Genomic DNA, 22,638 nt, shown 5'->3' on the forward strand with positions numbered 1-22,638 from the left:
TAGGGGTGGTGTTATGATACTTTTAACGATAGGCGCTATTTTATTAACGGTATTCATTTTCTTTATTATCGGTTTTATTACGTTTATGATGGTGGTTGATAAGGCGACACCTCAAATTTACTACACACCTTGTGAATCAGTAACAGTGAAATCTAAAGGTAAAAATAGAAGGAAGAAAAGTTGATGTTGGGCTTTTCTTCCTTTTATTTTTACATTCCCGAAAGAACTAACAACAATAATCCAAATAGAAAACTAATAGAAGAAAGGAAACCGATAGATATGGAAAAAATACGATTGTTCTTCCATTCGCGTGCGAAAATAATAAAGCCTAAAACGCAAAGGAAAAACCAAATAGGTAGAAATATAAATCGACTAACTTTCTCAGGTAGTAATGAATAAAAATTTGTTAAATATAATATCCAATTCGTAAAAAATAGAGCACATACGATGAATGATTGTGAGTATGGTAGGTTTAGAAAATTTCCTTTTTTAACTGTCATAAAAATGAGAGCTAATGCTGAAATGAAGGGTATTATTAGGAATATGAGTAAAAGTAATGTAAGTGACATATAAAACTCCTTTATCATATTATTTGCGTAAGAAACGAATCTATTAGGTTGTATGCTTGCTTTGTAGAGTGCTCGTTATATTTTTCAGTGTACGGATTTAAAAATCCATGTTCACCGTGTAGTTGATTTATTTCTAATAAAGGATTATTTTGTTGCTGCAATGTTTGGATTAAAGAGGATACTGAAAAACTAGCTTCTTGTTCAGGAAAAATAAGTAATGTAGCACATGTAGGTTTAATGTGAACATAGTCACGTATACGGGAACCGTAACATCCAATGATAAAATCTATTTTTGGATTGTTACTACAGAGCCAAGCGATGGTAGCCCCAACACTAAAGCCGATAAGTCCTATATGCGTGTAATCATTTGAAAGGGTAGAAATTACCTCATTAATTTGTTCTTTCCCATAATCAAATCCAATATGATTCATAAAATATTGATATGCTTTTTCTTCATCACTATAATGAAATGAATTTTGTAATTGTAGAAGGTTAGGACAGAATACATCTAATATAGATGTAGTGAAGTGATCTATAACATGATGCATATGATCATTCACACCGTATATTTCATGAACAACAACGAGAGCTAGTTTTTTCTTCATAGTTACAATGTACCTCTATGAAACTTATATTCTTTCTCAACAAGGCAGATGCGCAGGTGGAAGTTTTCATACCATTGCTCACGGCCTCTTGTTTTCGCTTCTTTATGTAAGGCGTTCTTTTTCCAATTTTCAATTGCTTCAAGTGACTCCCAATAAGAAATTGTAATGCCGAGTCCCGAATTATCACGTGCGCTTTCGACATCTAAAAATCCAGGTTGCTGTTTCGCAAGTTCCTCCATTTTTTCGGAAACGGTACTATAATCTGTTGTATCATTTGATAGATTTGAAGTGAATATAACTGCATAATAGGGCTTGTTTTTTTCTAAATCATATTTCATTATTTTTCCCCCTTAATGTATAGTGCGAATAATTAATTCATAGTTTGTATTTTAGCAGGTTAAAAAAAGAAGTAGAAGATTCTTATTTTTTTAGGTGTTGTAAAACAGAGGATAGAAGGGATTTATATTAAGTAATCTAAAGTAAGAAAAATGCCACTTCAAAAAAAAGAAGTGGCATTTTTTATATTTCCTCTAAGCTATTAACTGGAACCGTTAATTCGCGTTTTGGATTTGTTACTTCATATATGCGGGCGGTTTCGTTGCTTTCATCGACGTGTTGAATCATAACAGGCATGCCTTGAAAACTGACATTGGCTTCTTCAGATGACTCGGAAAGCTCTTTTGCGCGTTGTATATTCATTTATATTCCTCCCATCATTATTATCTTTGCAAAAAAGGAGGAATAATATACCATTTCGAGACATTTTTAAAGTTTTTGTATTATTTGTAATGTTTCTTTAATAAAAGAAGAAAAGATGGAATCCGGGTAGGATTGTATCTTTTGAGCGGCTTCTGTAGCTTCCTCCAGAGCCCTTTTTTTATCGTTAAGTTTTACATAACAAAGGGCACGATATGCACCTGCTGTTGTAAGCCACGCTTGATCAAGTGGATGGTTCATATAATCCGGCATGATATCACGTTGCAATGCTTGTAAAGCTTCCTCGTAACGTTTCAATCCGTATAAAGCTTTTCCTTTTTCAAGATAATACAATCCGTCGTCTTGAAAAAGTGGCTCATCTTTTAGTTTCTCTCGAAATTGTTCTAGATGTTTTAATGCGATTGTATATTCATTAGTAATCGTGTTGTAGTAGTAAGCTTTTAAAATATCAATAATCGCAATGGATAGAGTATCTTCTGTAAAAATGGCAAATTGCTCAGATTTTTTTATGTAATATAAATATTGTTCTTTATCAGCTGTAATGACTTTTTGGTAAGATAAAATCCGATAAAATTCGTCTGTTTTAAAATATACTTGATGCTTTTTTGAAAACTCGAGTGCCTCTAATATTGTTTTTTCACATGTTTCATAATCGCCGCATGCTAGTAAAATGATGGCTTCATATAAACATAACTCGATATGTATAATGAGATCCATTTCTAAATGTTTCTCCTCATAATCATTTCTAATACTAGCTATAAGTTGTAAACATTCACCATACTTTTTACGTGTGAATATCGTAAAGGATAATTTTAATTTTGTTTCCGTACTGTCCCGGTATAACGTATATTTTTCAAAAATAGAAGTAGCCTTTTCAACGTAATATTCAATGTTGTAATCTTTCATAATCGCCGCAGCTGTTACAAATTGTTTATATAAACGAGCGGTATTTAAAGTAGAAGGTAGCTCTTTTTGAACGATAGGTAGTAAAGTCTCATATACTTCATCACATTTATTTGCCTTTATTAGTTGTTCCATTTGTTGAATGATTTCTATAATTTCTACATCATCTTCTTCTAGTAAAAAACTCGTTTCGCATCCAAGTTTTTCAGCGATGTATTGTAATGTTTTCATGGAAGGTGTAGCTTTTCCATTTTCAATTTGACTTAACATACTTTTTGTCAGTTCTGAACCTGCTAATTCAGTTTGAGTAAGCTTTTTTTCTTTTCGTAACGTTTTAATTTTCTCGCCGAGAGTAGCCATCATATGCTCCTTTATAATCAAAAAGTTAAATATAATTAAACTTTTCGTTGTAAAAATTGGAAAGTTTTATATATAATAAGTTTAACACAATTTAACTTTTAAAGGGAGAGTGTCATAATGGGGGATGTAAGTATAGGTCAAAATGATTGGAAAAAGAAGATTGCAACGAGAAATATTATTTTAATGATGATTGGAAAAATGACGTCCTTGTTAGGGGCGGGTATTTATACGTTTGCAATGGGATTATACGTATTAAAGACAACTGGTTCAGGAATGGGGTTTGCAACTACTCTTATTTGCGGATCAATACCAAGAATGATCTGTGGCCCAATTGCAGGTGCTGTAGCTGACCGTGTGAACCGAAGATGGCTTGTAATTGGCACTGATTTATTAAGTAGCTTAACAATGCTTATCATGTTTAGTCTTGCTACTATATTTGGACCATCACTTCTGTTTATTTATGTATCAGCGGCATTATTATCAATTTGTGCAAGTTTTTATTCTGTTTCATTAACTTCGTCTATTCCTAATTTAGTAGATGAGGAGCGTATTCAAAAAGCGAGTGCTTTAAATCAGACGGCATCATCTTTATCGAATATTATAGCGCCGATTATTGGAGGAGTTGTATTTGGTTTCTTTTCAATCAAAACATTTTTCCTGTTAAATAGTATTACATTCTTTTTAGCAGTTATTGTACAATTATTCATCGTATTTGATTTATATAAAAAAGAATTGGCCGAAAGTAAAGAGCATTTCTTGACGAGTATAAAAGAAGGTTTTTCATATGTGAAACGACAGCATGAAATATATGGTTTAATGAAAATTGCAGTAGGGGTAAACTTTTTTGCGAGTGCACTTTTCGTTTCGCTTCCATATATTATTATTAAAAATTTGCATTTATCCTCGAAGCAACTCGGTGTTGTAGAGGGAATGTTAGCAGTCGGGATGCTAATTGGTGCAATTGTTTTATCAGTACGTAAAGAAGTGAATAATCCGTTTCGCTCTGTTTATATTGGACTGTTTTTATTTGCGGGCTTGAGTTTATGCACAGTCTTTCCGTTGTTAGTTATCATTCCGAAAGTAGCAAGTTTTATTTACTATATCACTTTTATGATTTTAACTGGTATATCAATGATGGTTGTAAATATCCCGATGCAAGTACATATGCAAAAGACGACAGATCCAAACTATTTAGGACGTGTATTCGGTCTACTTGAAACAATTTCTACTGCAATCGCACCGCTTGGAATGATTGTATATGGATTATTATTAGATATGTTACCGACTAGCATTGTTATGATGACATTAGGTGGAGGGTTATTATTAGTTGTATTAGTTGGAGTAAGAAAGCAAGTGGCGAAAAAGCAAGTGGATGTGTCGGCCTAAAAATAAGAAAGTAATAAAAAATTGACTGGAAATAATAAAAATGACCAAATTAGTATTTTAGTTTTTGAAACTCCTTTTCATGTATGTTACAGTAAAGTGAGCAGGCAAAGAAAAGGAGAAAACATCATGAGAAAATTAAGTTTTGTAATGCTTTTTCTGTTAGTCGTAATGACTGGATGTAGTAATTATGACACGTATATTGAAACAGGTATGCAATCATTGAAAAATGAAAAATATAGTGATGCGATTATGTGGTTTGAAAAAGCGGAAAAAGAGAAATCAGGAAATGAAGCGAAGGCATATAAAGAAGTCGCTCAGTTACTAGATCGCGGTGCGACAGCATTAAAAGACGGTAAGTATTTAGAAACGAAAGATATTGCAAATGAAGTGTTACAAAAGAAAAAAGATGATGCACTTGAAAAAGCTGTGACATCAAATGCAGAGAATATGCTTCAAAAAGCAAAAGATGTGGAAGAGAAAGTAAATGAAAGAGTAGCGAAACGAAAAAAGGTAAATGAAGAAGGAATCGATAAATTAATTAAAGCTGTTGATAGTATAGATGATGTAAAAGAAAAAGAGAAAAAAGTTTCAGAAGCATTAGATAAGGCTGAAGAGGCACAAGCAAAAATTGAGGATAAGAAAAACAAATAGAGTTATAGTTTAAAAGGCTGTCGTGTATAACGACAGCCTTTTAATTTTTTTCTGCAAAAGAAGTAATGCTATGTAGTAAAAAAGAAATTATTTTAGAATTCCATCTGTCCTCATGATGAATGGTATAAATATTACGCTGAAATTCAAAATCAGGGATCGGTATATAGCATAGCTCATTTCGTTGTACTTCTTGCTCAATAGCAAGTTTTGAAATAAAGGCAACGCCATTACCATATTTTAAAATTTGTTTCATCGTTTCTAATGAATCTAGTTCAATTTCTGATTGGAATGTAATGTTATGTGCTAACGTCCATTGTGTAAGTAAATCTCTCGTTGTAGATGGGTTACGATGCAATAATATACGTTCTTTTTCGATATCTTGTAATGATACATTTGTTCTTTTAGAAAGATGATGTTCTTTGGCAAAGGCAAGAACAAGTGTATCAGGCATTACATTCATTTGTTTTAGAAGTGGTTCGTCAAAAGGCGCCGCAGAAATTATCCCGAGATCAATTTCATGATTTTGTAGCATCGTTCGAATTTCAGGAGCTGTTTTTACTATGAGTGTTATTTTTATACTTGGAAATTCGCATTGAAATTGGTGAACAACTGCTGGTAAAAGATAAGTCGCTGGTACATAACTAGCACCAATTGTTATAGCGCCTTTATTAAAATCTTTAAACTCTTGCGTGACCCGCCTAGCTTCTTTCATAAGTGCATCTATTTTACAAGCATAATGATGCAATGCCTCGCCAGCTTCTGTTAAGAAATACCTTCCGGAACGTAATTCAAATAAAGGCACACCAAGTTCCTCTTCTAAGCTTTTTATATGAAACGTAATAGTAGGTTGTTTAACGCCAAGTTTTTCTGCAACAATAGTAAGCTTTTTGTATTTCTTAATAAGCACTACAATTTCTAATTTTAAGAGATTCATGATAAGTTGGCCCCTTTTTCTTCTAACTATAGAAAAAATCTATAGAAATAAATAGTTTATTAGAGATTTTTTAATTTAATCTTTACAGTACATTAACATTCAGTATAAAACTTCCAGATAGAATGAAAGCAGGTTAAGAATGAGGGGAGAGAGGTGAAACGATGGATATTAAAATTCATGGATTAGAAAAGGCATTTGGGAAAACACAGGCGTTAAAGCCGTTACAGATTGTAATGAAAAAAGGGGAATTCACCACACTTTTAGGACCTTCAGGATGCGGGAAAACGACTTTACTTAGAATGATTGCAGGGCTTGAGGAACCGGATAAAGGTGAAATATATTTTGGAGATAAGTGCATGTATTCTTCTGCTAAAAAGATAAAAACATCTCCTCATGAGCGGAATATCGGCATGGTATTTCAAGATTTTGCTTTATGGCCGCATATGACTGTATTTGAAAATGTTGCATTTGGTTTAAGGGCTACAAAGCAAACGAATCACTTAAGAGAAAAGGTAGAAGATGCGATAAAGCGAGTTCGTTTGCAAGGTATGGAGAAAAGATATCCGCATGAACTCTCAGGTGGACAGCAGCAACGTGTCGCATTTGCTAGAGCAATTGTAACGAAACCTCATTTTATTTTGTTCGATGAACCGTTAAGTGCACTCGATGCAATTTTGCGAGAAGAAATGCGATTAGAACTTATGGACATCGTTCATTCAATTGGTTTAACGGCATTGTATGTAACACATGATCAAACAGAAGCTATGTCAATGTCAGACCAAATTATTGTCATGAAGCAGGGTGAAGTATTACAAAAAGGAACACCAGAAGACATTTATGTGAAACCGTCTCATGAATTTGTTGCAAAATTTATTGGTAAGGCAAATTGGCTTGTAGAGGGGAAAAAAATGATTCGTCCAGAGCATGTGAGCTGGACAAAAAATGACTTGTGCGAAATGTATACAGGTGAAGTTCAGCACGTTACATATGTAGGAGAACGTTATGAAGTAAAAGTAAATATGGGGACACTCGGTGTATGGACAGCTTATCACAATAGTAAGCTAAGCGTTGGTAAACCGGTATCGTTATATGTACCAAAAAAATGTATTTATCATATAGGGGGAGAATCGTATGAAGAAATTCAGTTCGCTTAAGTCTTTATTTGTATGTACTTTACTATTTTCTGCTGTAGTAACAGGTTGTAGCTCAAAGACAGGCAGTGTAGATGCAAAAAATAAAAATGCTAATGAAAAGAAAATCGTTGTATATAGTGCAGGACCAAAAGGATTAGCAGAAAAAATTCAAAAGGACTTTGAAAAGAAAACAGGGATAAAAGTAGAAATGTTTCAAGGAACAACAGGTAAGATTTTAGCAAGAATGGAGGCTGAAAAGAAAAATCCAGTCGTTGACGTTGTCGTACTTGCTTCTTTACCAGCGATGGAAGGATTAAAAAAAGATGGGCAAACGTTAGCTTATAAAGAAGCAAAACAAGCTGATAAGCTTCGTTCTGAATGGTCGGATGATAAAGGACATTATTTTGGATATAGTGCTTCAGCATTAGGAATTGTGTATAACACAAAAAATGTGAAGACAGCACCTGAAGATTGGAGCGATATAACGAAAGGAGAATGGAAAGGGAAAGTGAATCTTCCAGATCCAGCACTTTCAGGTTCAGCTTTAGACTTTGTAACAGGATATGTGAAAAAGAATGGACAAGATGGATGGAATTTATTTGAACAGCTTAAGAAAAATGAAGTTACAGTAGCTGGGGCAAACCAAGAAGCGTTAGACCCAGTTGTAACAGGAGCGAAAGATATGGTAATCGCGGGTGTTGACTATATGACGTACAGTGCAAAAGCAAAGGGTGAACCGGTTGATATCGTATATCCAAAAAGCGGAACAGTCATTAGTCCACGTGCAGCAGGCATTATGAAGGATAGTAAAAATGTAGAAGGTGCAAAAGAGTTTATTGATTATTTATTATCAGATGATGTGCAAAAACAAGTTTCTAAAGCGTATTTGTTGCCAGGTAGAAAAGATATAAAAGCTGAAAATAGACCGAATGTAGAAGAGATTCCAGTATTAAATATTGATTGGAAAACAGTTGAGAAAGAACAAGATGAAATAGCAAAACAATTTAAGAAAGTATTTCAATAAGATGGTGATTACATGGTAAATCGATTCGTATCAGTAAGACAAGTTGGAATGACAGTAGCGTTGTTACTTGTGGCGATGTTAATCGTCATTCCGATTTTTCTCATTTTATTTTCTAGTGTATATGAAAATAGCAGTTGGAATTTTTTAAAGCCTTTTGAAGTCATGCAGAGTGGTGGATTAGCTGGAATTTTTCTAAATTCGATGCTTCTAGGTGTACTCGTTGTAATAGGAGCTACAATATTTGCGTTTCCATTGGCGTTCATTATGAGCAAAACAGATGTAGGAAAGTATAGTAAGTTAGATATTGTTTTTATGATCCCATTTATGACCCCGCCCTATATCGGATCGATGGGCTGGATTTTGTTCATGCAACCTAACGGTTATTTTGAACAATTTTTTCCGGCTTTAAAGCCGATTTCATCATCGTTTTTTAGTTTAGGCGGTATGGTTTTAATTATGAGTCTGCATTTATTCCCATTCCTTTACTTCATGTTGAAAAACACGTTACTTCAGATTGGGAGTAGTAAAGAAGAAGCTGCAGCAGTTCATGGTGGAAGTTTTTTCTATCGTTTAAGAAAAATAATACTACCGTTATTGTTATCAAGTTATGTAATGGGCGCTTTACTCATTTTCGTAAAGACGATTGCTGAATTTGGAACACCAGCTACATTCGGACGTAGAATAGGATTCCATGTGTTAACATCTGAGATTCATAAATTTATCTCTAGTTGGCCGATTGATTTTGGCAGTGCCACAGCATTATCTTCTTTATTACTTAGTGCGTGTATGCTCATTTGGTATATGCAAAATGTATTGAATCGAAAGTATACATATGCAATGGTTAGTGGAAAAGGTGTGAAATCTAAAAGGTATACTTTGTCTATATTTGCGCGCGTTATAGCATGGGTTTATGTAATTGGTTTACTAATAGTAGCAATTGGAATCCCATACTTTTCTATACTTATTGCTTCTTTGTCGAAGTTAAGAGGCGGTGGCTTACATTTTAATAACTTTACAACAAGCCATTATGAAGCATTATTTACAATTGGTTCTCCGGGATTAGAAGCTTTATGGAACAGTTTTCTTTTTTCACTCGTAACGGCGATTGTTGCTGTAATTATTGGCGTATTTTTGGCGCTTATGATTCGAAAGGGGAAAAAGTCCTCTGAAAAATGGCTTGATATGTGCGGCATGTTACCGAATATGGTACCAGGAATAGTGATGGTTGTAGGGCTTATTTTATTTTGGAATTCACCCTATATGCCTATGTCAATTTACAATACACCAGTCATGGTTATCGTAACGTATGTTGTTCTCTTTTTACCTTATACGGTGCAGTATGTAAAAGCATCGCTCGGACAAATTGATGATTCTCTTGTACAGGCAGGAAGTATTTTTTCCGGGAATTACATTTATATTTTTAGAAAAATAATATTGCCGCTTATTATTCCAGGAATTCTTGCTGGATGGGCGATGACATTTACGATTTCGATACGAGAGTTAGTAGCATCGCTTCTCGTACTACCTCCATCAGTAGAAACGTCAGCAACGTTTATTTTTGCTCAATTTGAACAAGGAGAAGTATCTATAGGAATGGCAATGGCTGTTGTTTCTGTTGGGCTTACAACAATGTGCTTATTACTTCTGCAACATATGGAGCAAAAACGAAAAGGGGTAGCATGATGAGGATGGAAGTATGGGGAGGAGCGGGAGAATACGGTCGTTCCTGCTATTTTGTAAAAAATAAAGAGACAAAAATAGTATTTGATTGTGGTATTAATCGATCATATGAGGATAGTTATCCCAAAATAGAAAGAGAAGTTGTTCCATTTTTGGATGCAGTATTTTTATCACATATTCATGAAGACCATACGATGGGTTTACCTTTATTGACGAAGTATGGATATAAGAAAAAAATTTGGACGACTCGTTATACGAAGGAGCAACTTCCAGCTTATTTTGAAAAATGGGGAAACTACAATCTTTCAAAAGGGTGGAATTTACCTTATAACGATCAAAATATTAAAGATTTAAATTATGTATGTATTGATGAGATTAGTAATCCAAATGAATGGATACAGATTACACCAACGTTGAGGTTTCAATGGGGGTATAGTGGGCATGTATTAGGAGCTGTTTGGTTTTTAGTGGATATGTGTAATACATACGTATTTTATTCTGGTGATTATTCAGCAGAATCTAATATACTACGAGCTAATTTACCTGAAAATTTGCGAAGCGATATAAAAATTGCAATTGTAGATGCCGCTTATCACACTGATGATGTTTCACAAAAGGAACGAGTGGACGAATTATGTGCAGAAATTGAACGAGTTGCGCACAATAAAGGAATGGCATTACTACCACTGCCTCCACTTGGTAGGGCGCAAGATATAGTATTGTATTTATATGAACGATATAAAGATTTTCCGCTTATAGTAGATAAAGAAATTTTGGTTGGTTTTGAAGAAATGTTCATATATAAAGATTGGCTAAAAAATAATGAAAAACTTGAACGAGTTGTGGAGAGTTTAAAAAGAAACATAATAGTTATGGATAATGACATTTGTATGCAAAATAGTTACGGAATAGTTGTAATGAGTGATGCGAATATGCAAACGAAACGAGCGCAGTTGTATTATGAACAACTTCGGCATAAAGAACGAAATTCCATTATCTTTACTGGACATATTGCTAAAGGAAGTTTTGCAGAAAAAGTTTTGAAGGAACGTGTAGGTAAAGAATGTAGGGTGAAGCGAGTTCCATATAAAGTTCATCAAAGTATAAGTGACGTTAAGGAAATGTTAAATACACTATTACCAGAACATACGGTGTTAGTACATGCTTTGAAAGAGGATACGGATCGATTGCAGGAAAAGCTTAGCATAGCAGGATATGAAAATGTATATTCGCTTACTATGGAACGTATAGAAGTAATTTAAAATGTAAAGGAGATCGGTATATGAAAAAAGTATTTGTATTCGTAAGTATTTTCTTTTGTTGTTTCCTTTATAACGTTAAGGAAGGTTTTGCTGCTAGTCCAATGAAACCTAGCTTTGAAGTGAAGTTATTATTAAAGCCAGAACAAGTATTAGGTTATAACAAAGAGATGAACCAAGAGGTACTAGAATATTTCCAGGCTGGTACAAATTATGAAAGAATACAAGTGCAATTTTTAGATACAGCGAATAAAAATTTAAGTAATGAAGGTTGGTTTGCGAGAATTCGAAAGAAAGAATTTAGTAAAGATTTTGAGCTAACATATAAAAAAAGATATCCTATTCCAAATGGTGTAATTCAAGATGCACTAGGAGTAGCTAAAAAAGATGGATTTGATAGTAAAACTGATAGTTATGAGGCGGAAATAGATTGGGGATTTGAGAAGAAAACATTAAGTATTTCAAATAAGAAAAGTTATAGTGCTAAAGGATATGGGATACTTGATTTACCAAATGAACAAGCTGCTCAAAATATGTTAATAGAAAAGTTACCAGGAAAAATGAACAAATGGTTGTATACGAATTGGGGAGAAGAGATGCTGAAGGATTCTCACATTTATGGTCCTGTATTAATGAAACGGTATACAGGTGAATTTGAAAATATAAAAACGAATATTGAAATTTGGCCATTAAGTAATACGGGGAAGATAGAAGATGACTTCGTAATAGAAGTGTCGTTTAAAACAAATGAGGAAAGTATCGCGACAAAACAAAGAGAATTATTAATGGCGAGTATAGAGAAAAAAGGATGGTTGTTACCGAAAGATAGTTTGAAGACAGAGCTTATTTTTCAGTAAATAGGAAAGAAGGAATCTATGTGCCATGGATTCCTTCTTCTAATATATGAGCATTAAGCTAAATCAGCTGACACGAACATATCATTATTTTGAAGGTTTTTAGAGCGTAAACTATAAGCAACTACCTTCTTTTTATGTTGTTTTACTACATCAACATGCTCTTCATGACTATAAATATAAAATGTAAAATCTTTTTTGCCACGTTTTGCATTGATAATTAAAGGAGTGCCTTCATTGTGTGGTGGTGCATAATAGCGATCTAAAAATAATCCTTCGTTAAAATCATGAATAATTTTGGATTTCTTTTCGCCTTCTAAGTTATTTCCATTGATTGTAACAGTCACATTCTCTTCTTCAAGTTGTGGATGTGTTTCGTACTTGCTAATAATGGATTCAATAGCAGAGTTAGGAAGGCTAGAAACAATAATTTTAAATGCCCCAAATACAACTAACATTACAATAAACCAAGTCGTCATAGTATTCATCCCCTTTATCCCACAGTAACGGTCCGTAAAATCCTGGTTGGTGCGGGCTAATAATCAGTGTGGGATAGATACCCCGTACTGACTAAAATTTCACTTTATCCTATTTAACAATATAACTCATGTGGTAATAGTACATATGGTGAAGTTTTGTATAATTTGTGAAAAATATGCCATTTTCACGAACGAAATATTAGAAAAATCAATTTTGTTACAAAAAGTTGAAATCGAAGTATTTTAAAAGAAAAAGGTTTATAATAAAAATATAACTAATAACAACATTACTAATTATAAGGAAGTGTAACTATGAGTACTGTAACAATCGTATATGGTATTATTCTTTCTACAATTATTGTTTTATTTATTGTCGGGGTATCGCGTTATATTCATAAGTGGAAAGAAGGAGTTGCGAAATTAAATCACATTGAAGAAGAACTTAGTGATTTAATGTTACATCATGGTAAGTAAAAAGTTTATTTTTTAACTAAATAATGTGAAAAAAATCACAAAACATGCTCTCATCATGAAGGCATGTTTTTTTGTTATGTTGTTAATAGGCACATTTATAAAATTTCCCCATACGATACAGTGTAAAATCAGAAATGTTCGGAGCGGGAAAGAGGGATTGAATGAGTAATTCAGGTTATGTTACAGATAATAAAAATTTAAAGAAAAGCTCAGGAACGCCAAATCTTTTCTTTGATTCGAGAAAAAATGTCTTTTTTAAAAGAGATGAGAAAAACGTTGCATATGAAGTTACCTCAACGCAGTTACCTGCGATGATAGGAGGGGCGTTTGTTGATTTGTTTATGGCAAAAGGGCATATGCGGGAACCACATTGGCATCCGAATGCGTGGGAATTAGATGTTGTTGTATCAGGAGAAGTAGTTACATCCATTTTAAATCCCGAAACGAATCAATTGCAAAATTATCATGTGAAAGCGGGGCAAACTGTCTTTATTCCAATGGGATGGTGGCATTGGATTACAGCGGTAACAGAAGAAGTACAATTACATTTGTTCTTTAATAACGATCAGTTTGAAACAGCAGAGGGATCAGACATACTTAGATTAACACCGCCAGAAGTATTTCAAGCTGCATACGGTGTAAGTGCAGAAAAATTAGGAAAGGACCTTTCGCCAATTAAGGAGTCAGTTGTAATTGGTCCTCCTAACTCAAATCGACTAAATAGAGTTAAAGAAAGTGACGACTCAAATATAGTTGTTACGTTAAATGGACAAATAACATCATGTGAAATAGAGTAACTCTTTCTTTTTTTAGGAAGAGTTACTCTATTTTGTATAATTTTGTATTTTTATTCGTTATAATTATTATATAGAAGGGAATTTATAGAGGGGGCATATTGTGAACATATTAAAGATTATAGGAATTGTTGCAGGAGTGATTGTAGTAGCTGTTATAGCTTTCTTTGTTATTATGAAGTACTATTTGTCAAAAGAAGATCCTGATTACGTATTAAACTACATAAAAGAACATAAAGGTGATGAAACATGTTCATTACTTATTAGAAAAAACGGTGAAGTAGTAACATCTGTAAATGAAAATAAAAAATTACCATTAGCAAGTACGGCAAAAATCGTAATAGCAGTTGAATTTGCTAAGCAAGTGTCAGAAGGAAAAATAAGTCGAGATGAACAAATTTCATTGCAGGATTTAGAAAAATATTATGTTAAAAACACTGATGGTGGAGCGCATCCTGACTGGTTAGAAGATTCAAAAGTGAGAGAGTTAGTGCAAAATGGACAGATTGCTTTAGAAGAAGTGGCTAAAGGGATGATTCATTATAGTTCTAATGCGAATACAACATATTTGTTAGATAAGCTTGGAATAGAAAGAGTAAATGATAGTTTAAAAGAGTTAGAACTTACTAGTCATGACAAGTTCTCTTCGTATACTGCTTCACTATATATGAGAGGGTATGTAGAAAAAGAGCTTAATGAGCCAGAAAATCAATCGTTAGAAATGATACGTAACATGTCTAATGATGAATATAATAAACACGTGTTACAAATACATGAATGGATGAAAGATGAAAGTGAATGGAAGAAACGTGATATACCATTAAAAATAGATATGGAATTCCAGCGTATTTGGTCAGATCGATTAGTGAGTGCAAATGCTAAAGATTATTTGAGTTTAATGGAAAAGATAAATAGTAGAAATTATTTTCCAAAATCAATGCAAGATGAAATTGATAATGTTTTTAAAGGAACAGTTGAAAATAGTAAGTTGGAATATGCTGGTCAAAAAGGTGGTTCTACCGCATTCGTATTGACAAAAAGTTTGTATACTACAGATAAGAAAGGGAATAAGGTAGAAGTTGTAATTATGTTTAACGATATAGAAGATCAAGTTGCATATCAAAAGCTGAGAAATAATATAGATTATTTTATTCAAGATGCTATAACAGATGAAGATTTCAGAAGAAAGTTATAATGGAATAATTTTATTATGTAAACAAAAGAGCGCTTTTTAAAAGGTGCTCTTTTCTATTCATGATACAGGATTTCCTATTTACTGCATGGAATATAGATTGAAACTAAGAAAGGAAGTTGAATAATGACTACAGTATATTTCGTTCGCCACGCTCACTCTACATATACAAAGGAAGAAAGGGAACGTCCCTTATCTGAAGAAGGAGAGATTGATGCAGGTAATGTAACAAGTTTGTTAAAGGATAAAAACATTGATGTTGTTATTTCTAGCCCGTATAAAAGGGCGATTCAAACCGTGCAAGGAATTGCGAATACATATAATTTATCAATACAACTGGAAGAAGATTTACGGGAAAGGTTATTAAGTAAAGAGCCAGTAACAGATTTTAACGATGCTATTCAGAAGGTATGGGAAGACTGGACTTTTGCATACGAATGCGGAGAATCAAATGATGTAGCGCAAAGACGCGCTGTAATATGTATGCAAAATATATTAAAAAAATATAAAGGTAAGAATATTGTAATAGGTACTCATGGGAATATTATGGTATTACTAATGAATTATTTTGATTCGAAATATGGTTTTCAGTTTTGGAAAACCCTTCATATGCCAGATGTGTATAAATTAACTTTTGATAATAATTGTTTCAGTTCTGCTGAAAGAATACAGTCTACAGATTATCAGATAAATAATTTGTAAAAGTTTATCAAAAAAAGAGGAAAGGGAGAAGGTATTGTAGAAGTATGACTTTGTAACATAAAAAATATTGGTTAAAGGAGGCTGTTTACATGTTTGAAAAAGAGAAAGAAGGGCTTATTGAAGTTCACAACGTATATGAAATCGCACCAGCAGATGGAGCAATTATAGGTATGGCAACGGAAGAAGAAATGGAGATTGCTGCTGAACTAGAGTTACAGTACTATGCCCATTCTCGTTTATTAGAAGCAAATATTCAGTTAGACGGTTCCTCCTATAAAGAGTTACTTCAGGAGTTCCAGGAGTACGAAAGAAAATCAATGAACTTTTGGAGAGCAATACATAAACGTTTAGCTGTGCCGTGGGCATGGGTACTACGTATTGATGTTGCGAACGGTCCTATATATGTAAGCAATGGGAGTTCGTATTATGAAGAAGTCGATGATGAAGAAGACTATGAATAGATAAGTAAGGAAGCAGCTTTAGTTGCTTCCTTTTTTTATTTACAATAAGTGAATGGCTTCAATGATAGCATCTGGACGATCGTTTTCTATCCCGTGACTAGCATGTTCAGCCAAAATGTATTGGCTGTTTATTGAGAGAGTTAATTGTTCACGAATAAGTTCTTGCCACATATCTTCAAGTTGTGTAGCTTCTTCTTTTGGCATACCGCCCTCAATCAATTGAGCAATAGAATATTGAGGATCTCTACCGATAACGATTAATGGTATTTCTAATGTTTTATGTTGTTTTTTTATTGAGCGAGCACAATTTTTCCACTCGGACAGTTCAGAAGCTGTCGCTTTATATAAGGAAGGAGATGTAGAAAATTTGATATGCTGTTTTGTTGTATTGACGAGCATAGGTTTTAGTTCAGTATAAAGCGCGTCTGCATCCATGTTGGAGTAGGTATGATATTTTTGTAGCCACATATCATCAGAATCAGTTTGATCAGAAACCGGTAAATGCAGTTCATCTAATCGGTGTAAGTTCATGGAAGTAGAATCAACTAAAAGAAGTGCTTGCAGCCTATCTTCATGTAACATTGCAAAATGTTGTGCGCATAAACCTCCATAGGAATGACCGATTAAAATGATTGGCTCATAAATATCTAGTTCATGTAGTAACATATGTAGTTCTTTTATAACTTGCATTGTTGTACGTCGATTAGTTCCTAGCTCACTTTTTCCGTAACCTGGGCGATGATATGAAATGACTGTGAATTTTTGTGAAAGCTTTTCTATAATAGGAAGCCAATCGTAAAATGAGCAGCCCATTCCTGTTTGAATGACTACAGTTTGTTTACTGTTACCTCTTATATATACTTCTACAGTTTGTCCAAATATCTCTACTGATCTATTAATAGTAATTCCCCCTAAGCTTGAAATATTTTTTGGCAAGTAAAGACGATACACCAGGCACATATGCCTAAGAGTATAGATGTACTAAGTGAAAAGGAGTTCTTTAAACCGATATAAACAATAAATAATAGTAGTGCGGATGCAGGAAATCCATATAATACGCCTAAAGCGAATTGACTTAATTCTTGTTTACTCCCACCTTCGAAAGAAATCCAAAATAGGCTTAGTAAACTAACGAGTGGAAGGGCAGCGATAAAGCCGCCTATCGTACTATAATGTTTAGCGACTTCAGTAATAACGCCGATAATAAGTGCCGAAACGATTACTTTAACGAGGAAATGCATATTTTGCCTCCTTCGCTAATAACGAAAAGGCTTTTTCAATTAATTGTTGTTCTTCTTTTGATAACTGTGATTCTAATATTTTTATCTTTTCTTTATCTAGTAAAGTATGCTTTTCTAATACTTCAATGCCTTCTTTCGTTAAAGTAAGGTTTACAACTCTTTCATCGTGCTTGTTTCTTTCTTTTATAATAAATCCTTTTTGAATAAGGCGCTTTACGTGTTCAGATGCTGTGTTATGAGAGAGACTAAGCTCAGTAGCAACTTTTCCAATTGTTATATCTTTCTCACGAGAAACGATTTGTAAAATACGAATAGCTTGGTGAGAAAGGTTGTCTTCATATTCATATCGTAAGTGATAATAAATACTTTCCCAATGTTGATTAATGTCTTTCATAATGATAAATCCTCCTATTTTTATATCGTATAGTAAGATATATTCGTTGATTCAGAAGTAAAATCCTTTTATTTTCATTAAAAATGTTGAAAAAGTTTATTTTTATTGAAATATAAGGTAATCTATGTGTAAAGGTATACATTTAGCAAGAGAGAGGATGATAGCTGTGAATACATTTAAATGGATTAGTCATGAAAAGATGTATGTAGATCAAATACATGTTGAAAAATGTGGTCCTCTTTCAGTCGGCGTATATGGAGGAAATCAAGAGAGTGATGCATATGAAAGAGGAGATGCAGTGCTAGCTTGGTGGGATCCGAAATTAGAATTTGAATTTGTTATGATTTTTGATACACATCATAAAACGAAAAATATACATTATATAATAGAAGCGATTTCAGAAAGAGAAGAAAAACTAAAAGAGTTATTTTCATACCCAATCCATTTAGCTTTTCATCATACACATATGTATTTATTAGCGTTATTTACAGATGAGCTCTTTATCGAGAAATGTGACCAAGATGATGAGGAACTTGCATGTTTAATTTGTTTACGAAAAGGCGAGTTCTTATATTGGCTATCAGTTGGTGATTGCTTCGCGTATTTATTCCATTCAGAGCAAACGAAAAATGGAAAAGGTAGGCTAAATAAGCGTAAGAACTATGAATACATAGGAAGAAAAAATGTTTTTGCAGCGAATACACCTTGTTTTACATCAGGGGTAAGGGGATTAGAAAAAGGTCAGAATCACATTGTAATGGCAACGGATGGTATTTTAGAGTGTGATAAACTAAAGTTTGATGATGATCAATCTTTAGTAGAAATATTACACGACGGATCTTGTTTACAGATTGAGCCTGTATTAACAAATGTACTTCAGTGGAAAGGTAGAGATTGTGCCACTATTATTGGATGGTCCATCGATACTGAAAATAGACAATGTGCCAATTAATAAATGAAAGAGAGTTCAAGGGTTTTTGTCCTTGAACTCTTTTTTGTTAAGCAATATGAATATGATACGTTTTTAACCATTCATTTACTTGTAGCATATACTCCATAGCACTTCTTGCTTCAAAATTGGTAATCTCTTTGTTACTTTGATCAGCAAGTGCAAGTAATATGGAATGGTTAATGAGTGAGAAAACAGGATTGTTTTTATTGCTGCACATATCAAGCGTTAAATTGCGGATTGTTTGTAAATAGTGTGGATCCTGTGAAGTAGGATAAGCGCTTTTTCTTCTATTTCGCACATCGTCAGGTAAAGCCGGTTTCAGTGCTCTACGTAAAATACCTTTTTCAATATTATCAATACTTTTGACGTTAAAAGGTACGTTCCATAAATATTCAACTAATCTATAATCACAAAACGGTACACGAACTTCAAATCCGACAGCCATACTCATACGGTCTTTACGGTCGAGTAAGAACGGAAGGAATCGTGTTAAAAATAAATAAAACATTTGACGTTGTTTCGCGGATTTTTTACTTTCACCTTCAAGAGTAGGTACTTCAAGAGCAGCCTCATGGAATCGTTTATTAATATACTGCTCAGGATTACATTGAGTTGTTACGTCGTTTAATAATAAAGAAGATGTGTTTTTCCAGTTTGTTAACCACGGAAACTTATCTACATATAATAGTTCTTCTTGATGAAACCAAGGATATCCCCCGAATACTTCATCAGCAGATTCCCCAGATAAAGCTACGGTTGCATCTTTTTTCATTTCGCAAAATAGTAAATAAAGTGAAGTTTCCATTTCGCCAGCACTGGGTAAATCTTTCGCGTGAAGGGGAACGAATAAGTGATTTGCTAACTCTTCAGCATTCACAATAATGTCATGATGCGATGTCCCTACATGTTCAGAAACGCGTTTTACCCAAGGAGCATCTAAACCAGTACGAGCAAATGTCAGCTCGAAATCTTTGGCGCTATTTACAAAGTCAACGGAATACGTATGAAGTGTTTTATTTTCCGCTGCAAATTCTTTCCCCGCTAGTGCAGTAATACCGCTAGAATCTAATCCTCCTGATAACATACAGACGAGGGGAACATCGGCAATTAATTGTCTTTTTACTGTATCTTGTAAGATAGATAGAATATGAGAAGATGTGTCTTGGATAGAGTCTGTATGGATCTTACTTTCTAAATTCCAATACTTCTTAACTACTTTTTTATCACGTGTGAATGTTATAGAATGTCCAGCACGAACTTCTTGAATATGTTTAAAGACGCCACATCCTGGAGTTCGAAATAAGCCTAATCCAAATATTTCATTTATTCCATCCGCATCAATTTCAGCAGGAACAGATGGATGAGCTAATAACGCTTTTATTTCAGATCCGAAAATAATACTGTCATTTCTTTCCGTATAAAAAAGTGGTTTTACACCTAAATGATCGCGTGCTAAAAATAATTGTTGCTTCTGATCATCCCATAAGGCGAAAGCGAAAATTCCGTTTAAATGTTGTACGCAGTCTTCTTTCCATTCTAAATAAGCATGTAGTAACACTTCTGTATCTGAATGAGTTTCAAATGCATGCCCACATTTTTGAAGCTGCTCTCTCAGCTCACGAAAATTATAAATTTCTCCATTATAAGTAAGAGCATACGTATAATCACAGGCACGGAATGTTTTTGGCTGCGTCCCGCCTTCTGGGTCAATAACAATTAAACGCCGGTGTGCAAAGGCCGCACGAGGAGAAAACCAAAATCCTTCAGCATCAGGACCACGATGCTGAATACTATTTGCCATCTTTTCTAAAATAACATGTTCATTTGAAAGATCTTTCTTCCAATCTACCCAACCTGTAATTCCACACATACAAATTTCATCTCCTAATTTAAAATTATAAAAGTAGATTAATTAAATGAAATGTACACTAGGTTAAAGAGTGTCTGCATAAATAGTGTACTACACTAATTGAATTACAGACTTGAGAAAATTTTCTTTGAATACATAGTTATGTGAGACAATAGCTAAGGGAAAGTATTCCATTACATACAAAAAATAAAAAAGATGAGAGAAAATATTTTTTTAGACGTTATATAGGGTGTAAAAGCTTTTACAAAAAAATAAGGGGAATCGCTACATGAAATCAAATGAGAAAAATTTTATAAAAAGATTACAACGGCAAAAAGAAGATGCGCTAGAATTTGTTGTCGATACATACTTACCGCTCATAAAGGGGATAACGCACAAAGTACTTCTTCCAGTTCAAAATGATGGATTGATAGAGGAATGTGTAAACGACATATTTCTTTCCATTTGGAATAACGCAAATAAGTTTCATGGAGAGCCGAGTGATTTTAAAAAATGGATTGCAGCGATTGCAAAGTTTAAGGCGATTGATTATTACCGGAAAGCGACTAGAACAGTAGAAATTATTTCAGATGAGTTTCATATTAGTACAGAAAAATCGGCAGAAGATGAATTAATCGTTATGGAAGATAGGGAAGAGTTATTGAAGCTTATTAATCAATTAGAACCGTTAGATCAAAAGGTGTTCATTATGAAATATCTTCTCGGTATGAAGACAGAGGAAATCGGTGACAAGTTAGGATTAACCAGGGCGGCGATCGATAATCGTGTGTACCGGGGAAAAAAGAAACTACAACAAAATGCTACGAATATTAGTTTTGGAGGTAGTGCAATATGAAAGACATTTATGAACTATTAAATGACATTGATATAGATGAAAAAGAACTTGAGGAAATTGAGGCTTCTGAAATTGAAAAAGAAAAAGTAAAACGTAATGTAAAACAATCGATACGTATGAAGAAAAAGATGAAAAGTTGGAAAAAGGGTGTCGCTGCTGCATCTATTTTAGTAGGATTATCAGTTGCAACGCTTGGTATCGGGTTTCCTACATATGCTGGAGGATTGCCAATTGTAGGTGATATATTCCGATTTTTAGATAATGGTAGAACAGGACTATATGAAAATTATAAAGCTGATGTAGAGAAGACAACGGAGCTTCATTATAATTATAAACAATACGCAATAGTACTAAATATGATAAAAGAAAGCAATGGAATTAAGATAACGATAAATGATGCGACTTTCGATGGGAAGACAGTATCGATAAACTATTCTATAGAAAGTAACAGAGATTTAGGCAAAAATCCAAGTACATTAGATTTTTTAACTATTAAAGGAGCAGGTGCCCAATCAGGAAGCAATAAAATTACTAAAGTCGCTGATAGAAAATATACAGGTGTAATAAAAACAAGTAGCGATCTAGTTAGTAGTAAAGAAACTACAGTGAACATTGAATGGAGTATAAAAAGTATAGATATTTTAGAAACAGAAGAAACGATAAAGGGGGATTGGAATTTTAAGATTAATCTAAGAGGAATAGAAAATAAAGAGCAATTGATTAGAGGTAGTACAGAAAAAGATGGTGTAAAAGTAAATATGGAGAGAATGGAAATAACACCAATGTCGTTTATTTTATACTACAACCAAGAAGTATCTCAAGAAATAAGGGGTGTATGGGATGGAGTGGATATCGATTTAGAAGTGAGGGATGATTTAGGTAATCAGTATTCTGGGGAAGGAAATGGAGGCTCAGGTGAGGATTCTTATAATTTTAATTGGAGTAAAACATTCCAACAACTCAATGAGAATGCAACCAAGCTAATAATAACGCCTCACGTTAATTTAAGAATTCACACTCCTGAAAATTATGGTTCGGTAACAATAGTTGGAGGACAAGTAAAGGAGAGTTTCGTGTCTCGAAAACTGGGTGGCAATAAGGGTATTGTGTTAGATGATATTGTCATTGATTTAAAGAAATAAATAAAGAGACTGCCTTAAATGAAGGCA

The 22,638-nt window shown here is 33.7% G+C and carries 28 protein-coding genes; 17 read left to right on the forward strand and 11 right to left on the reverse strand.

Annotation, left to right across the window (positions count from 1 at the left end; translation table 11 throughout):
- Positions 1 to 13 precede the first annotated feature (13 nt).
- Positions 14 to 184: a DUF3951 domain-containing protein gene (locus DN408_RS26650; protein WP_002135439.1), complete on the forward strand. Its 171-nt coding sequence runs from the start codon at positions 14 to 16 to the stop codon at positions 182 to 184.
- Positions 185 to 209: 25 nt separating this feature from the next.
- Here the strand turns inward: DN408_RS26650 and DN408_RS26655 are convergent, their stop codons facing one another.
- From DN408_RS26655 to DN408_RS26675, 5 genes are all read right to left on the reverse strand, one after another.
- The gene (locus DN408_RS26655; protein ID WP_078178232.1) at positions 210 to 569 is read right to left on the reverse strand and encodes a hypothetical protein; all 360 of its coding nucleotides are present in this window, start codon (positions 567 to 569) and stop codon (positions 210 to 212) included.
- 14 nt (positions 570 to 583) lie between these two features.
- On the reverse strand, positions 584 to 1,174 hold the full coding sequence (locus DN408_RS26660) for a dienelactone hydrolase family protein (RefSeq protein WP_078178231.1): 591 nt from the start codon (positions 1,172 to 1,174) through the stop codon (positions 584 to 586).
- Between the two features lie 2 nt (positions 1,175 to 1,176).
- Positions 1,177 to 1,512, reverse strand: a complete 336-nt coding sequence (locus DN408_RS26665; RefSeq protein WP_147740450.1) for an antibiotic biosynthesis monooxygenase family protein — start codon at positions 1,510 to 1,512, stop codon at positions 1,177 to 1,179.
- 181 nt (positions 1,513 to 1,693) lie between these two features.
- Positions 1,694 to 1,873, reverse strand: a complete 180-nt coding sequence (locus tag DN408_RS26670; protein WP_001025736.1) for an H-type small acid-soluble spore protein — start codon at positions 1,871 to 1,873, stop codon at positions 1,694 to 1,696.
- A gap of 66 nt (positions 1,874 to 1,939) precedes the next feature.
- Complete coding sequence (locus DN408_RS26675; protein WP_078178229.1) at positions 1,940 to 3,154, reverse strand: helix-turn-helix domain-containing protein; 1,215 nt, start codon at positions 3,152 to 3,154, stop codon at positions 1,940 to 1,942.
- Positions 3,155 to 3,271: 117 nt separating this feature from the next.
- Here DN408_RS26675 and DN408_RS26680 point away from each other — a divergent pair, with 117 nt between their 5' ends.
- Positions 3,272 to 4,540, forward strand: coding sequence for an MFS transporter (locus DN408_RS26680; RefSeq protein WP_078178228.1), 1,269 nt, complete (start codon positions 3,272 to 3,274; stop codon positions 4,538 to 4,540).
- A gap of 126 nt (positions 4,541 to 4,666) precedes the next feature.
- Positions 4,667 to 5,191 carry an outer membrane protein assembly factor BamD gene (locus tag DN408_RS26685; RefSeq protein WP_002086429.1) on the forward strand — a complete coding sequence of 175 codons (525 nt, stop codon included), beginning with the start codon at positions 4,667 to 4,669 and terminating at the stop codon, positions 5,189 to 5,191.
- A gap of 40 nt (positions 5,192 to 5,231) precedes the next feature.
- On the opposite strand, the gene DN408_RS26690 is transcribed toward DN408_RS26685, so the two are convergent.
- Complete coding sequence (locus DN408_RS26690; RefSeq protein ID WP_078178227.1) at positions 5,232 to 6,125, reverse strand: LysR family transcriptional regulator; 894 nt, start codon at positions 6,123 to 6,125, stop codon at positions 5,232 to 5,234.
- Between the two features lie 161 nt (positions 6,126 to 6,286).
- Here DN408_RS26690 and DN408_RS26695 point away from each other — a divergent pair, with 161 nt between their 5' ends.
- The 5 genes from DN408_RS26695 to DN408_RS26715 are packed head-to-tail and all read left to right on the forward strand — an operon-like array spanning position 6,287 to position 12,078.
- Positions 6,287 to 7,279, forward strand: a complete 993-nt coding sequence (locus DN408_RS26695) for an ABC transporter ATP-binding protein (protein WP_078178226.1) — start codon at positions 6,287 to 6,289, stop codon at positions 7,277 to 7,279.
- Positions 7,257 to 8,282 carry an ABC transporter substrate-binding protein gene (locus DN408_RS26700; RefSeq protein ID WP_002086426.1) on the forward strand — a complete coding sequence of 342 codons (1,026 nt, stop codon included), beginning with the start codon at positions 7,257 to 7,259 and terminating at the stop codon, positions 8,280 to 8,282. Before DN408_RS26695 ends, DN408_RS26700 begins: the two co-directional genes overlap by 23 nt.
- A gap of 12 nt (positions 8,283 to 8,294) precedes the next feature.
- Positions 8,295 to 9,965: an ABC transporter permease gene (locus DN408_RS26705; protein WP_002126665.1), complete on the forward strand. Its 1,671-nt coding sequence runs from the start codon at positions 8,295 to 8,297 to the stop codon at positions 9,963 to 9,965.
- Positions 9,962 to 11,224 (forward strand): MBL fold metallo-hydrolase, encoded by a 1,263-nt coding sequence (locus tag DN408_RS26710; RefSeq protein WP_078178225.1) that lies wholly within the window; start codon positions 9,962 to 9,964, stop codon positions 11,222 to 11,224. Before DN408_RS26705 ends, DN408_RS26710 begins: the two co-directional genes overlap by 4 nt.
- Before the next feature lie 20 nt (positions 11,225 to 11,244).
- Positions 11,245 to 12,078 (forward strand): hypothetical protein, encoded by an 834-nt coding sequence (locus DN408_RS26715; RefSeq protein WP_078178224.1) that lies wholly within the window; start codon positions 11,245 to 11,247, stop codon positions 12,076 to 12,078.
- Between the two features lie 53 nt (positions 12,079 to 12,131).
- Here DN408_RS26715 and DN408_RS26720 read toward each other — a convergent pair whose 3' ends face one another.
- Positions 12,132 to 12,554 (reverse strand): YfmQ family protein, encoded by a 423-nt coding sequence (locus tag DN408_RS26720; RefSeq protein ID WP_002011948.1) that lies wholly within the window; start codon positions 12,552 to 12,554, stop codon positions 12,132 to 12,134.
- Positions 12,555 to 12,684: 130 nt separating this feature from the next.
- Between DN408_RS26720 and DN408_RS26725 the strand changes: the two genes are divergently transcribed.
- The 6 genes from DN408_RS26725 to DN408_RS26750 all read left to right on the forward strand — a co-directional run bounded on the left by DN408_RS26725 (position 12,685) and on the right by DN408_RS26750 (position 16,177).
- Positions 12,685 to 12,801 (forward strand): hypothetical protein, encoded by a 117-nt coding sequence (locus DN408_RS26725; protein ID WP_002011946.1) that lies wholly within the window; start codon positions 12,685 to 12,687, stop codon positions 12,799 to 12,801.
- 65 nt (positions 12,802 to 12,866) lie between these two features.
- Positions 12,867 to 13,028 (forward strand): hypothetical protein, encoded by a 162-nt coding sequence (locus tag DN408_RS26730; protein WP_000109008.1) that lies wholly within the window; start codon positions 12,867 to 12,869, stop codon positions 13,026 to 13,028.
- A gap of 161 nt (positions 13,029 to 13,189) precedes the next feature.
- Positions 13,190 to 13,825: a cupin domain-containing protein gene (locus DN408_RS26735; protein ID WP_078178223.1), complete on the forward strand. Its 636-nt coding sequence runs from the start codon at positions 13,190 to 13,192 to the stop codon at positions 13,823 to 13,825.
- 100 nt (positions 13,826 to 13,925) lie between these two features.
- Positions 13,926 to 15,017, forward strand: coding sequence for a serine hydrolase (locus DN408_RS26740; protein ID WP_078178301.1), 1,092 nt, complete (start codon positions 13,926 to 13,928; stop codon positions 15,015 to 15,017).
- Between the two features lie 123 nt (positions 15,018 to 15,140).
- Complete coding sequence (locus DN408_RS26745) at positions 15,141 to 15,716, forward strand: histidine phosphatase family protein (RefSeq protein ID WP_078178300.1); 576 nt, start codon at positions 15,141 to 15,143, stop codon at positions 15,714 to 15,716.
- 89 nt (positions 15,717 to 15,805) lie between these two features.
- Positions 15,806 to 16,177: a hypothetical protein gene (locus tag DN408_RS26750; protein WP_000461762.1), complete on the forward strand. Its 372-nt coding sequence runs from the start codon at positions 15,806 to 15,808 to the stop codon at positions 16,175 to 16,177.
- A gap of 39 nt (positions 16,178 to 16,216) precedes the next feature.
- On the opposite strand, the gene DN408_RS26755 is transcribed toward DN408_RS26750, so the two are convergent.
- From DN408_RS26755 to DN408_RS26765, 3 genes are read right to left on the reverse strand one after another with little or no spacing between them, the layout of a single operon-like run.
- Positions 16,217 to 17,137, reverse strand: a complete 921-nt coding sequence (locus tag DN408_RS26755) for an alpha/beta fold hydrolase (protein ID WP_147740451.1) — start codon at positions 17,135 to 17,137, stop codon at positions 16,217 to 16,219.
- The gene (locus DN408_RS26760) at positions 17,089 to 17,418 is read right to left on the reverse strand and encodes a DUF3147 family protein (protein WP_033708963.1); all 330 of its coding nucleotides are present in this window, start codon (positions 17,416 to 17,418) and stop codon (positions 17,089 to 17,091) included. Before DN408_RS26760 ends, DN408_RS26755 begins: the two co-directional genes overlap by 49 nt.
- Positions 17,402 to 17,812 (reverse strand): MarR family winged helix-turn-helix transcriptional regulator, encoded by a 411-nt coding sequence (locus DN408_RS26765; RefSeq protein ID WP_002030991.1) that lies wholly within the window; start codon positions 17,810 to 17,812, stop codon positions 17,402 to 17,404. Before DN408_RS26765 ends, DN408_RS26760 begins: the two co-directional genes overlap by 17 nt.
- A gap of 124 nt (positions 17,813 to 17,936) precedes the next feature.
- On the opposite strand from DN408_RS26765, the gene DN408_RS26770 reads away from it, so the two are divergent.
- Positions 17,937 to 18,764 (forward strand): PP2C family serine/threonine-protein phosphatase, encoded by an 828-nt coding sequence (locus tag DN408_RS26770; RefSeq protein ID WP_002012083.1) that lies wholly within the window; start codon positions 17,937 to 17,939, stop codon positions 18,762 to 18,764.
- A gap of 46 nt (positions 18,765 to 18,810) precedes the next feature.
- Here the strand turns inward: DN408_RS26770 and asnB are convergent, their stop codons facing one another.
- On the reverse strand, positions 18,811 to 20,634 hold the full coding sequence (gene asnB / locus DN408_RS26775; RefSeq protein WP_147740452.1) for an asparagine synthase (glutamine-hydrolyzing): 1,824 nt from the start codon (positions 20,632 to 20,634) through the stop codon (positions 18,811 to 18,813).
- Between the two features lie 268 nt (positions 20,635 to 20,902).
- On the opposite strand from asnB, the gene DN408_RS26780 reads away from it, so the two are divergent.
- A complete protein-coding gene (locus DN408_RS26780) occupies positions 20,903 to 21,469 on the forward strand; it encodes a sigma-70 family RNA polymerase sigma factor (RefSeq protein ID WP_078178297.1) in 567 nt (188 codons plus the stop codon).
- Positions 21,466 to 22,611, forward strand: coding sequence for a DUF4179 domain-containing protein (locus tag DN408_RS26785; protein WP_002126679.1), 1,146 nt, complete (start codon positions 21,466 to 21,468; stop codon positions 22,609 to 22,611). Before DN408_RS26780 ends, DN408_RS26785 begins: the two co-directional genes overlap by 4 nt.
- The last annotated feature ends 27 nt before the right edge of the window (positions 22,612 to 22,638 follow it).

Source organism: Bacillus sp. AR13-1, from assembly GCF_008042285.1.
In the GTDB taxonomy this organism is placed as follows: Bacteria; Bacillota; Bacilli; order Bacillales; family Bacillaceae_G; genus Bacillus_A; species Bacillus_A mycoides.

Excerpts from the sequence above, each read along its gene's own strand:
- DN408_RS26650 (WP_002135439.1), top strand. The coding sequence starts at position 14 with ATGATACTTTTAACGATAGGCGCTATTTTATTAACGGTATTCATTTTC.
- DN408_RS26655 (WP_078178232.1), bottom strand. The coding sequence starts at position 569 with ATGTCACTTACATTACTTTTACTCATATTCCTAATAATACCCTTCATT.
- DN408_RS26660 (WP_078178231.1), bottom strand. The coding sequence starts at position 1,174 with ATGAAGAAAAAACTAGCTCTCGTTGTTGTTCATGAAATATACGGTGTG.
- DN408_RS26665 (WP_147740450.1), bottom strand. The coding sequence starts at position 1,512 with ATGAAATATGATTTAGAAAAAAACAAGCCCTATTATGCAGTTATATTC.
- DN408_RS26670 (WP_001025736.1), bottom strand. The coding sequence starts at position 1,873 with ATGAATATACAACGCGCAAAAGAGCTTTCCGAGTCATCTGAAGAAGCC.
- DN408_RS26675 (WP_078178229.1), bottom strand. The coding sequence starts at position 3,154 with ATGGCTACTCTCGGCGAGAAAATTAAAACGTTACGAAAAGAAAAAAAG.
- DN408_RS26680 (WP_078178228.1), top strand. The coding sequence starts at position 3,272 with ATGGGGGATGTAAGTATAGGTCAAAATGATTGGAAAAAGAAGATTGCA.
- DN408_RS26685 (WP_002086429.1), top strand. The coding sequence starts at position 4,667 with ATGAGAAAATTAAGTTTTGTAATGCTTTTTCTGTTAGTCGTAATGACT.
- DN408_RS26690 (WP_078178227.1), bottom strand. The coding sequence starts at position 6,125 with ATGAATCTCTTAAAATTAGAAATTGTAGTGCTTATTAAGAAATACAAA.
- DN408_RS26695 (WP_078178226.1), top strand. The coding sequence starts at position 6,287 with ATGGATATTAAAATTCATGGATTAGAAAAGGCATTTGGGAAAACACAG.
- DN408_RS26700 (WP_002086426.1), top strand. The coding sequence starts at position 7,257 with ATGAAGAAATTCAGTTCGCTTAAGTCTTTATTTGTATGTACTTTACTA.
- DN408_RS26705 (WP_002126665.1), top strand. The coding sequence starts at position 8,295 with ATGGTAAATCGATTCGTATCAGTAAGACAAGTTGGAATGACAGTAGCG.
- DN408_RS26710 (WP_078178225.1), top strand. The coding sequence starts at position 9,962 with ATGATGAGGATGGAAGTATGGGGAGGAGCGGGAGAATACGGTCGTTCC.
- DN408_RS26715 (WP_078178224.1), top strand. The coding sequence starts at position 11,245 with ATGAAAAAAGTATTTGTATTCGTAAGTATTTTCTTTTGTTGTTTCCTT.
- DN408_RS26720 (WP_002011948.1), bottom strand. The coding sequence starts at position 12,554 with ATGACGACTTGGTTTATTGTAATGTTAGTTGTATTTGGGGCATTTAAA.
- DN408_RS26730 (WP_000109008.1), top strand. The coding sequence starts at position 12,867 with ATGAGTACTGTAACAATCGTATATGGTATTATTCTTTCTACAATTATT.
- DN408_RS26735 (WP_078178223.1), top strand. The coding sequence starts at position 13,190 with ATGAGTAATTCAGGTTATGTTACAGATAATAAAAATTTAAAGAAAAGC.
- DN408_RS26745 (WP_078178300.1), top strand. The coding sequence starts at position 15,141 with ATGACTACAGTATATTTCGTTCGCCACGCTCACTCTACATATACAAAG.
- DN408_RS26750 (WP_000461762.1), top strand. The coding sequence starts at position 15,806 with ATGTTTGAAAAAGAGAAAGAAGGGCTTATTGAAGTTCACAACGTATAT.
- DN408_RS26755 (WP_147740451.1), bottom strand. The coding sequence starts at position 17,137 with ATGTGCCTGGTGTATCGTCTTTACTTGCCAAAAAATATTTCAAGCTTA.
- DN408_RS26760 (WP_033708963.1), bottom strand. The coding sequence starts at position 17,418 with ATGCATTTCCTCGTTAAAGTAATCGTTTCGGCACTTATTATCGGCGTT.
- DN408_RS26765 (WP_002030991.1), bottom strand. The coding sequence starts at position 17,812 with ATGAAAGACATTAATCAACATTGGGAAAGTATTTATTATCACTTACGA.
- DN408_RS26770 (WP_002012083.1), top strand. The coding sequence starts at position 17,937 with ATGTGTAAAGGTATACATTTAGCAAGAGAGAGGATGATAGCTGTGAAT.
- asnB (WP_147740452.1), bottom strand. The coding sequence starts at position 20,634 with ATGTGTGGAATTACAGGTTGGGTAGATTGGAAGAAAGATCTTTCAAAT.
- DN408_RS26780 (WP_078178297.1), top strand. The coding sequence starts at position 20,903 with ATGAAATCAAATGAGAAAAATTTTATAAAAAGATTACAACGGCAAAAA.
- DN408_RS26785 (WP_002126679.1), top strand. The coding sequence starts at position 21,466 with ATGAAAGACATTTATGAACTATTAAATGACATTGATATAGATGAAAAA.